Below are 11576 nucleotides of genomic sequence, written 5' to 3' on the forward strand. Positions count from 1 at the left end.
AAGGTGACGTTTAGTCTCGTCACTCTCTGCGTAAGCAGGGGGTCTATTAAATGCTATGTTGCAAGCTGAAATGTTGAGCCAGATTTGTTATTTTTAGACCTTCCGTTTTCACGGTGACGTTTAGAATCTCGTCACCCTCTGCGAAAGCAGGGGGTCTATTAAATGTTATGCTGCAAGCTGAAATGTTGAGCCAGATTTGTTGTTTTTAGACCTTCCGTTTTCACGGTGACGTTTAGAATCTCGTCACCCTCTGCGAAAGCAGGGGGTCTATTAAATGTTATGCTGCAAGCTGAAATGTCGAGCAAGATTTGTTATTTTTAGACCTTCCGTTTTCACGGAAGGTGACGTTTAGAATCTCGTCACCCTCTGCGTAAGCAGGGGGCTATTAAATGTTATGTTGCAAGCTGAAATGTCGAGCAAGATTTGTTGTTTTTGACCTTCCGTTTTCACGGTGACGTTTAGAATCTCGTCACCCTCTGCGAAAGCAGGGGGGGCTATTAAATGTTATGCTGCAAGCTGAAATGTTGAGCCAGATTTGTTATTTTTAGACCTTCCGTTTTCACGGAAGGTGACGTTTAGGAGCACGTCACCCTCTGCGTAAGCAAGGGGTCTATTAAATGTTATGTTGCAAGCTGAAATGTTTGAGCAAGATTTGTGTTTTTAGACCTTCCGTTTTCACGGAAGGTGACGTTAGGAGCACGTCACCCTCTGCGTAAGCAGGGGGTCTATTAAATGTTATGCCGCAAGTTGAAATGTCGAGCAAGATTTGTTGTTTTTTAGACCTTCCGTTTTCACGGAAGGTGACGTTAGGAGCACGTCACCCGCTGCGTAAGCAGGGGGTCTATTAAATGTTATGCCGCAAGTTGAAATGTCGAGCAAGATTTGTTGTTTTTTAGACCTTCCGTTTTCACGGAAGGTGACGTTAGGAGCACGTCACCCTCTGCGTAAGCAGGGGGTCTATTAAATGTTATGCTGGAAGCTGAAATGTCGAGCCAGATTTGTTGTTTTTAGACCTTCCGTTTTCACGGAAGGTGACGTTTAGAATCTCGTCCCCTCCGCAATAACGCCGCGAAAGCGATAGTGACGAAACTCTAAACACTTACACAAACGCTTACAATTTTCTTCTTAACCCACGATCGAGGAAACCAAAATGTCATATTTTGAAAATCTCATAGTCACCGAAGGTTCTTCCACATAACAACCGTCATTCGGAATCAGAACTCCATAGGATGTGTTTCCATGGAATTTAACACGACAATAATAAGTTGCTTTTTTATTGACAATGTTATTGAGCACTGCATTCACTGGAATATGGCCGTTTTTGACTGGAACCCAAGTTTCCAATTTTTGTGGTGCCGGTCGTAATGGGGGCGAGGGCACTGCTGAGTAGTTGCTAACGAGGATAGTGTAATCATAAGGTCCAGGATAATAATACAATGGAACATAATAATAGTCTGCATAGACAGGGGGTAAAAATAGTGCCGTTGTAAGTGTTGCCCCAAATAATGCGCCATAGAAAAAGCCATTTCCCCAGCCCCAATAAGGTCCTGGTCCCCAATAGACTCCTCCAGCCCAATAGTTGCCATGCCAATAGTTGCCATGCCAATAGTTGCCATGCCAATAGTTGCCGTGCCAATAGTTACCATGCCAATTGTTGTGGTTTATCCAATTTGCATTGCCAGCAAACTCTTTGTTGGCGTACCCGCCATGATGAAAACCATCGATATGACCTATTCCGGTTGATGCTTGATTAAAGGGGCGAATTGTTTGTGGATGATGTTCTTGGAATGGATGCATCGTCCCATAAGATGAGCCTCCTAGTGAACCGTGATAGTATCCACCTTCCCGATAGCCTCCTGAAGATCCCCAGGCAGGATAACTGTTATTTCGGTGATACATCCCTGCAGATTCGCGAGAGTAGCTACCCCATTCAAATCCACCACCTTGTCCATGAAAACCTCCTCCACCCCCATGAAAACCGCCGCCACCATGAGCCCAGGCAGAAGAATTTCCTGCAGCAAAAAGGATGCAGAACGTATTGATGAGGAACGATATCTTAGCGAACTTTCTTCGAGTTTTTTTTGTTGAATTATAAGCAAGATCAAGTGTTCCTGCTAAATAGTCGCAGTTTTGATCGGCCATCAATAAATGAGTGTCACATGCGCATTTCTCTGATTTTTTATACATCGTAGTTCTTCCTGTGCCGAGAGAATGTTTAATATCCAAGAGCATTATTCCAAATACATTGTGGTAGACGCAATAGTTAATGTGGGAGTTTAAGTCGTAATGTAGAAACTAAGTGAAGATTGTAGTTTTTCTTGAATGTTTGTTCACATTTTAAGAAAAATTCTTTGACAATTATTTGTTGAAATGGTAGTTTTTGCGCTTTAGATCAGGAATCAGAAAATAAACGGAGTTACTCAATAAAGAGCTGGAGTCTCTTCTATTCCAAATTAAGGATGATGAAGTCGATGTCCAGTATAATCAGCGAAATAAATCTTTTGAAGAATACCCCATTTACTGTTTATCAACAAAAATGGGATTCGCGAAGCTCTGTTCGTTCACGCCCAGAGAAGTGCATTGATTTTAATCTTGAAGGTTATTTTTTTCCTAGTGACAAACAACCTATTTTACTCAACGAAGAAGTTCAAGCATTAGGCGAATCGGTAAAAAAAGACATACTGCTGCAATCATTTTTCAAGTACTTAAATGATATTGTTCATCTCGAAGTGAAACTCATCAATCATGCGTGTCATCTTATCATTTATGAACAACTACCAATAATTTATCCTGAGGAAACAAAGCTTAATGCTTATACGGTTTTGATTGATGAGTATTACCATGTCTATGTAGCTAAAAGCATGATGATGCAATTAAATAAACATTTTCCAAATCGAAAAAAATTGAATTATCCGATTTCTGATTCTTATAATGCAGTACTCCAAATTAAAAATAGTTTGCCTTGCAAATACCATGCGATTTTTGAAATATTAGCTGTATGTATTTTTGAAACGACTTTAGTTCGCGAATTGGTAGAATTTTTTAATAGTCCTAATGTACATCCTTCAATCAAATTTTATGTCAATGATCATATGAATGATGAATCGCGACATTATGGTTATTTTTATGATTTGTTGGCATATACTTGGGCAAACATTCCTCAGGATTATCAGGCGTGCATTGGGGAGCATTTAGCTTCTTTCGTTAAACTCTATTTGCATATCAACTCAGATAAACAATTCAATTTGGAATTACTTAATTCCCTTTTTGAAAATGAAGAAAAATCTGCAAAGCTTGTAAATCAATTGTATCACGGGTTTGAAATTACCCCGGAATTGCCCATAGTGAAGAATGTGATTCAGGTATTACAAAAAACGGGTATCTTAGATCATGTTTCAGTAAAGAAGAGTTTTAACAATTTAGCTTTAATTTAATAAAGGATTAAAAATGAGTGTCGCTATTTCCCATCAAACAACAAGTCATATTCCTTATGATGAAACTACCAAGCAACTAGTAGCTTCTACCAAGAGTCGTTTGGAAAAAAGTGATCATTTATTTTTGCCGTTGAATAAAACATTAGAATTATTAAATGAGTTGGCTTCTTTTAGTTTAGGGCGATTTTTGTTGCATAATCGCGGACTCAATGGATATTGGACCTCCTACATTTTTCGCAATAATCCTGAACATGAACAATCAATAGAGTTAGAGTCATGGTTGTTAAACAAGTCGCTTTATGTGATGGCGCGTGCGCGTTTTTATACATTTCAGGACGAAATTAGAAAAAGACTAAAATCCAATATGACCTTAGCTTCTATTCCTAGTGGTTTAATGGACGATTTGTTATTTCTTGATTATTCTTCCTATCAAAATATCCATCTTGTGGGTATTGATGCTGATTCTGAATCTTTAAAATTTGCACGTCAAAATGCGAATGAACAAGGCTTTTCCAATGAACAAGTTACTTTGATGCAAAAAGACGCATGGGATTTAGCGATTGATGCGGAGTTTGATCTGCTTACGAGTAACGGATTAAATATGTATGAGTCTTGTGAAAAGAGATTAGTTGCATTATATCAAAGTTTTTATAAAGCATTGAAACCTGATGGGACGTTACTGATTAGTTTTATTCCTCCACCACCACAAAATATTGAGTCTCTGGTCTCTCCTGAACATTTTCTCAAAGAACGAGCGATTTTCGGTGATATTGTCCAAATTAATTATTTGAATTTTTGTACGGAAGAGCGCATGAAAATTCAACTTCAGGCTGCTGGTTTTTCAATAGAAAGCATTCAATACAATGAAGAGGGGATGGCTCCTGTGGTTGTTGCTAAAAAATAATTTATAGGGCGAATACGGAGATTAGAATTTGGACGCAGAAATAAAAATATCGCAAGTCTTCGCTCAAAAAAATCAAGCTAAAGCTGAAATTATAGAGTTTTCTTGACGGGATATCGATTTAATTGCGCGCTCAAGAATATCTGTAGAAATATCCCCCCAATTAAGTCTAAGAGTTAATTTTGGATAAAAGCATGAGGTTTTTTTCATGTTTTTTATCCAAAAATTCAATCAGGATAATGGTGATGAAAATATTAAAGGTCTTAATTAATTTAAAAATCAATAAGCTAGTCCAATCCTTTATCGATTATCTGATTGATGCTGGGCATTTTGTTTTTGTGAATGCACATTGGGTTGAAATGCAGGCAACATGGATTGATAAATATACCCATAATTTCATTGTAGTCAGCGAAGATCAGGTAGAGCAACTTGATATTAATTATGAGTTGCATTTAATGGATGCTTCAAAAGGCTTAAAAAATGAGTCCATTATTTTAGATTTTGAACTGGTTACTGATCAAATAAACCTTTTCTCGTTTATTGGCAAAAATAATGAGCAAAAACAAATAGTCAATAAGCAAATAATTAATCCTTATCATCAGAAAGATCCTGATTTTTTGCCTTATATAAATAGGGAATTAACGGAAGTATTCATTGATACTATTATTCATCTTTCCAAATATGGGGAGAGTGATTTAATTCCTGTGGCTAGAGTTCCAAAAGCCAATCAATTCGTAGCATTGCAAAATTATGAGAATGAACTTGTACTCTTGAATCAATATTATCAATCGGTTCAAGGTAATGAAGATGTTTTTTTAATTGACGCTCATCCCCAAAAGATAAAGACGACTAGGAATAGCCAATGTTGTCATTTGCCCCAAAAAGATGATTTGGAGCTCTTCACACTTTATTTACTGCAATTATTCAATTCTAGAAAAAACGGTATCTACACTTATGATCTATTGGTAACTGGCAATAAATTGACTAAATTTATTCCATGTTACTTCAACGATGATTATGGTTCTTTACAGAGCCGTTATCAGGATCCACGTTATAAAGTAATTCATAATCAGTTTTATGCTATTACTCAATCAACTCACTCTTCTGTCTTGGTCTCCTGCGATGAGAAAAACCAAGAGCACGATGCGGTTGTATTTATCCACTATGATTCGCAATTAAAACAAATTACCGTAAGTTATCCCCAACATCTTCATTTTTTTGCATCATTGCCGCAGATTGTGGACCAATTTTTATCAGGGCTTGATTCTTTTATTCAAGGGCGAATGTGCTTAGGTCATTTTCAACAATTGACTTCCGCATCCTGGTTAATGCCACAAAATACTCAAAGAGCTTTTCCGCAAATATCGATCCATCAATTGTTTGAACAACAAGCAGCATTATTACCCCATCATGTTGCGGTAAGTTGTGGGGAAATCTATTTAACCTATAAAGAGTTAAATGGACAAGCCAATCAGTTGGCGGCATGGATTCATGCACAAGGGATTGCTGAAAAACAATTAGTCGTTCTTTATCTGGAGCGTAAGGTCGATTTGGTTGTTGCAGTTTTGGCGGTATTAAAATCAGGCAATGCTTATGTTCCTTTGGATCTAAAGTATCCTAATGAACGTGTAGCAACTATTATTGAAGATTGTCAACCTGCTTTAATTTTGACTCACAGCTGTTATTACGAAAAATTACAACAAATCACGCCAATCACTCCTTTAATTGCTTTAGATGTACCTGAAGTCAGGGCACAATTAGATTCATTTTCCAAGGAAAACTTGGAGCTTTGTTACGATGTGACACGTTTAGCTTACGTTATTTATACTTCAGGAACAACAGGAAAACCTAAAGGGGTTATGATTGAGCATAAGGCCTTGGTGAATACGATTTCTTATTTTGCCGAGACAGTCAAGTTTAGTGCATCGGATAAATTGCTGGCTGTGACTACTATTGCTTTTGATATCGCGGGTCTTGAATTATATATGCCTTTGATTTGTGGCGGTGAAGTCATTCTTGCTCGTCAACAAGAAGTTATGGATGCACCACGTTTGCTGCAAATTATTGAGGAAAAACAAATAACTGTGATGCAGGCAACCCCTTCATTATGGCATCTGGTGGTTCAAGCTTTAGCGGATAATACTTTAGCAATTCGTGCCTTATGTGGTGGTGAAGCCTTAAATGAAGTTTTAGCCACCGCATTAATGCAAAAAGTTCAGTTTTTATGGAATGTTTATGGCCCTACTGAAACAACGATTTGGTCTACTATTAATTTATGCCAGGAGACAAATAATCCTTCTTTTATAGGTAAACCTATAGCGAACACGGAATGTTATGTTTTAGATGAACATTTGTTGCCATTACCTGTCGGGGTAATTGGTGAGTTATACATTGGTGGTGCTGGGTTGGCTCGTGGTTATTGGTGTCGAGAAGAGTTAACCACACAACAATTTCTTTATCATTCATTTACTGATCCATCGCATGCAATGCGTTTATATAAAACAGGGGATTTGGTACGATGGACCTCTGCTGGTGAACTTGAGTTTCTTGGTCGTAATGATTTTCAAGTGAAAATTCGTGGGCATCGAATTGAATTAGGGGATATAGAAAGTGCCTTAAATGAGTTCCCTGGAGTACAACAAAGTATAGTTGTTGTAAAAACGATGCAGGATGAAGAGCAATCGTCACAAATCAATCATTATTTGGTGGGGTATTATGTTGCTCCTTCTTGTGTAGATGAAGAAGCAATACTTACGCATTTGGCAAAGAAAATACCTGATTATATGATGCCCAACATGTTTATGCGCTTAGAAGAAATTCCATTAAATCCTAATGGTAAAGTAGATCGCAAGGCTTTGCCTTTACCTAATTTTAATAGTTCTGCTTTTATGGCACCTAGAAATGAGCTGGAAGTCAAGCTGTGTGCGATCTGGGTTGAGATTTTGGGCTTGCCTGTAACGCGAGCGAATATACTGGATGACTTTTTCCGTTTAGGTGGGAACAGTATTTTAGCCATTCAATTGGTGAATAAAATCAATCATGAATTGCATTCAGATATTGCGATTCGTGATGTATTTATAGAAAAAAACATTGCCAATTTAGCGCATCGTGTGGAACAAAGTCTAGGCCGATTTATTTATAAAGATTATCAAATTCAGGCTATGGATAGGAGCAATCTTTATCAACCCTTTCCACTCAATAATGTGCAGCAAACCTACTATTGGGGACGATTTGATCATTTCGAGTTAAGTAATATTTCTACCCATGTTTATACGGAATTTAAATATACAGAGTTAGATGTAGAACGCTTGCAAGATGCATTCAATCAGTTAATTCAGCGGCATTTGGCGTTAAGAACTGTGTTTATTGAGGATCAGCAGTGTTTTCTGAAAGAGGTCAAACCGTATGCGATTGCTTATTTTGAGTTAAGTACGGAGGCGGAGTTATTGGCCATTCGCCAGCAATTTTCCCATAAGGTATATTCACCAGATACTTACCCATTATTTGATATTGTGGTCACTAAATTCAATGGCATTTATCTGCTGCATGTGAGTTTTGATGCCATTATCATTGATATGAGTAGTTTTGAAATTCTCTTTACGGAGTGGATTACGCTTTATGAGCATCCGGAACATCAGTTACCAATACTGCAGCTTAACTTTCGTGACTATATTCTGCAAAGTGAGCAATTAAGAACAAGCCCATTATTCGAGAAAGCTCAAGCATATTGGCAAAAGCGTTTGAATGACTATTATTTGGAAATGAATTTACCTTTGATTGCGCGTCCGTCACAAGTTAAACACCCTCATTTCAAACGAATTAGTAAAACAATTCCCAAGTTGATTTGGGATAAACTAACTGCTAAAGCCCACCATGTTGGAGTTAGTCTTACTGTATTGGTTTTAGAGGCTTATGCACGCACGCTTTGTTTTTGGAGTGGGCAAAAACAAGTGGCGGTTAATTTAACTTTATTTAACCGCTTACCCTTACATCCTCAAGTGAATGATCTGATTGGTGATTTTACTGCTTTGGAACTATTTCCCTATCAATATAACGCCTTAGACACAGTCAATTCCGTACTTGAAAAAACACATCAACAGCTGTTAACGGATATTGAACATAATTTATTTGATGGTATCGATTTCCAAAGACTGTTAAGGCAACATCATTCCATTCCTTCGGATACTATTTTATCGCCCGTGGTTTTAACCAGCGTCTTAGGGGGAGCAAATCAAAGCAGTTTATTCCATCTGCCTATGAATTCCTCGTACCAAGGCATTCATTATGCAATTTCACAAACCTCACAAGTCTGGCTGGATAATAAAGCTTATGAAACCCATGAAGGATTTATTGCAGAATGGGATTATGTGGAGCAGCTTTTTGCCCCACAAACCATACAAGCCATGCATGAAACGTATTGTCAATTAATTGAAGCATTAGCGCTTACCGATTGGGAGCGCGGTGTATTTCCCGTTACTGCTTTACCCCAATTCCACGCACAACTTATTAATGAGGCCAATCAGAATACACGAGCATTCAGTGAAGAAACGTTGGTGAGTGCGTATGAGCGCTCTTTAGACGTGTCGGGTCGTTCCGAGTTAATCGCTGTGATTGATTCAGGGAAAAAGGCAGAGTACAGCCATGGTGAATTATGGACAGCGAGTGAACAGCTGGCGGCGTCTATTTTAGTGACTGGAACTCAAGGCCGCTTAATTGCTGTGCTGAGCGAGAAGGGATACAGCCAGGTTGTAGCGACATTATCGATTATGAAAGCGGGCTATGCGTATTTGCCCTTGCATGTAGATTGGCCGTTAGGACGTGTGCATGAGGTATTAAAGCAGGGTGGAGTGGGATTGGTGTTGTTGTCGCGAAAGATGGCATCCCAAGAAGAGACTTATGCTTCCCTAGCCAATGAGTATGAAGTATTGATTATCGAGGATGTGTTGGAGAGGGGTGCGGATTTTAGTATAGCCCGCCCTGCAGTTCATGCCGATGACGTCGCGTATGTAATCTTTACCTCGGGTTCGACCGGTAAGCCAAAAGGGGTGACGATAAGTCATCGTGGGGCATTAAATACGATTGAGGCGGTGAATGAACGTTTTGAGGTGAGTTCAGCAGATAAAGTATTGGCCTTATCGGAATTAAGTTTTGATTTGTCGGTTTATGATATTTTTGGGTTGTTGCTTGCAGGCGGTTGCATTGTATTTCCCGAGCAGGAACAAACTAAAGAGCCTAAGCATTGGTTGTCTTTGATTGAGTCGCATCAAATCAGTTTATGGAATACGGTCCCGCAACTTGCGGGCTTATTGGTTGATGAGGCTGAAAAGGCGTTACCTTCCTTACGTGTGTTTTTATTGAGTGGCGATTGGATACCGGTTTCGCTGCCGAAGCAGCTCAAAAAAAGTTGTCCTGATGCAACGGTGATGAGTTTAGGCGGTGCGACTGAAGGGAGTATCTGGTCTATTTGGTATCCTATAGAGGAGGTGAACTCTAATTGGAGTAGCATTCCTTATGGAGTGGCCATGCCCAATCAGCACATGTATGTGCTGAATCAAGATGGAGCGCATTGTCCTGTGGGTGTTATGGGTGAAATCCATATAGGAGGAATGGGTGTTGCGTTAAATTACTGGGGTGATGAAGCGATTACTCAACGTCAGTTTTTTACCCATCCGCAGTTAGGGAAAGTGTATCGCACTGGTGATTTGGGACGGTGGCATGAAGACGGTTATATGGAGTTTTGTGGTCGCAATGATTTTCAAGTCAAGATTAATGGATATCGTGTTGAGTTGGATGAAATTACCGCCAAAATAGAGCAGATTAATGGTGTGGAAAAGGCAGTTGTGGCCCTGCAAAAACAGGAAGGAAAAACGCATTTGGTCGCTTATTTATTGCCAGAAAACCGCAAGCAAGAAAGCTCCTTGGATAAAGATCTTTTTAAATTAGAGCAACGCGGTTTGTTAGCCAACCAACATATTTCTTATCAATTACCACAGCCTATTTTAGTAGCCCATCCTAATCGACGTAAAAGTTATCGGCATTTTACGGACACGCCAATTGATAGTGCATTAGTGCAAAAAATAGGTGATTCGAGCCTAATGATGCAAGCAGAGTGTAAATATCATCTTGATTCGATTGATATCCAGGCCTTAATGCGTGTTTTGGCAAGTATCGCTGGACAGCAAGTAACCAATAGAGCATTACCCAAATATCAATATCCTTCTGGCGGTAGTTCCTACGCCGTGCGTTGTTTTGTGAATATCCCTGAAAAATTACAGGATTTGGAACGAGGGGTATTTTATTATCACCCTCTAAAACAAGCTTTATGTGCTACAGACCTTGCACTTTCCTCTCAAGACATTGAGTTTCACTTTGTAGTGCACTGGCCAGCAATTCAACCCTTGTACGCTGATTTATCTAAAAAACTAGCTTATATTGAGCTAGGACATATGCTGCACTTAATGTTGTCCTCTCTTTTAGCAGAAGGTTTTTCGTATGCACTTTCTATAGAGGATAAGGTTTGGGATAGTGACAATCACTTCTTGGCCAAGGTGAAGTTGACTCAGGAAAAAGCTTCTTTTCCATGTTTTTCGCTTGGCTTAAAGTATTTATCTAACCAGAACCAAAGCTATGTAGATGAGACGCAAACCTCTGTTCTTTCTTTACGAGATTTTTCCATATTTACGCAAAGCAGTGAATTTGGTCAACTGTTGCGTTCTAGTCAATTGATGATCACTGCTGAGGGGGAAGATTCTTGGCAAAACTACCTCATGGCTGGTTACTCATTTCAAGCAATCAGCCAGTCTTTATATGCACATGATATTGGTAGTTGTACCTTAGGCTTTACTCCTTATACAGGCGCTTTATATGCCATGGTATTGGGAAGCATTGATGCACAAGAACAAGAAAAGCCAGAAAGTGTGACATCTCTTATTTCATTACAGCAGTTGATGAATCAAGAATTAAGTCACTCATTGCCTGATTATATGTTGCCGCATGCCTATGCTTTATTGGATGTTTTGCCTTTGAGTGCTAATGGCAAATTAGCTAAAAATCAATTGCCCGAAATTTCCATAAAACATGAATATCAAGCTCCAGAAACAGAGTTTGAATTGCAGATGGCGAACATTTGGGCAAAAGTTTTGTCTTTATCTCCTAGGGCGTGTTTTTAAAGTTTTCAAACGGTTAAAAATTTGCTAAAAAGGCTCCATAGTAAAAACGGAGTAACTGGATGTCACGATTTG

At 38.9% G+C, this 11576-nt stretch carries 4 protein-coding genes; 3 read left to right on the forward strand and 1 reads right to left on the reverse strand.

All coding sequences use genetic code 11. The annotated features are described in order from the left end of the window. Positions 1-1125 precede the first annotated feature (1125 nt). Positions 1126-2187: a hypothetical protein gene (locus Lsan_RS06495; RefSeq protein WP_058513680.1), complete on the reverse strand. Its 1062-nt coding sequence runs from the start codon at positions 2185-2187 to the stop codon at positions 1126-1128. A 284-nt stretch (positions 2188-2471) separates the two neighbouring features. Between Lsan_RS06495 and Lsan_RS06500 the strand changes: the two genes are divergently transcribed. The 3 genes from Lsan_RS06500 (at position 2472) to Lsan_RS06510 (ending at position 11504) form a co-directional block, all read left to right on the forward strand. Next, positions 2472-3434 carry a diiron oxygenase gene (locus Lsan_RS06500; RefSeq protein ID WP_058513681.1) on the forward strand — a complete coding sequence of 321 codons (963 nt, stop codon included), beginning with the start codon at positions 2472-2474 and terminating at the stop codon, positions 3432-3434. A 13-nt stretch (positions 3435-3447) separates the two neighbouring features. Beyond that, positions 3448-4338, forward strand: coding sequence for an SAM-dependent methyltransferase (locus tag Lsan_RS06505; RefSeq protein ID WP_058513682.1), 891 nt, complete (start codon positions 3448-3450; stop codon positions 4336-4338). A 242-nt stretch (positions 4339-4580) separates the two neighbouring features. Next, the gene (locus tag Lsan_RS06510) at positions 4581-11504 is read left to right on the forward strand and encodes a non-ribosomal peptide synthetase (RefSeq protein WP_058513683.1); all 6924 of its coding nucleotides are present in this window, start codon (positions 4581-4583) and stop codon (positions 11502-11504) included. The last annotated feature ends 72 nt before the right edge of the window (positions 11505-11576 follow it).

It is taken from the genome of Legionella santicrucis (genome assembly GCF_001468135.1).
In the GTDB taxonomy this organism is placed as follows: domain Bacteria; phylum Pseudomonadota; class Gammaproteobacteria; order Legionellales; family Legionellaceae; genus Legionella; species Legionella santicrucis.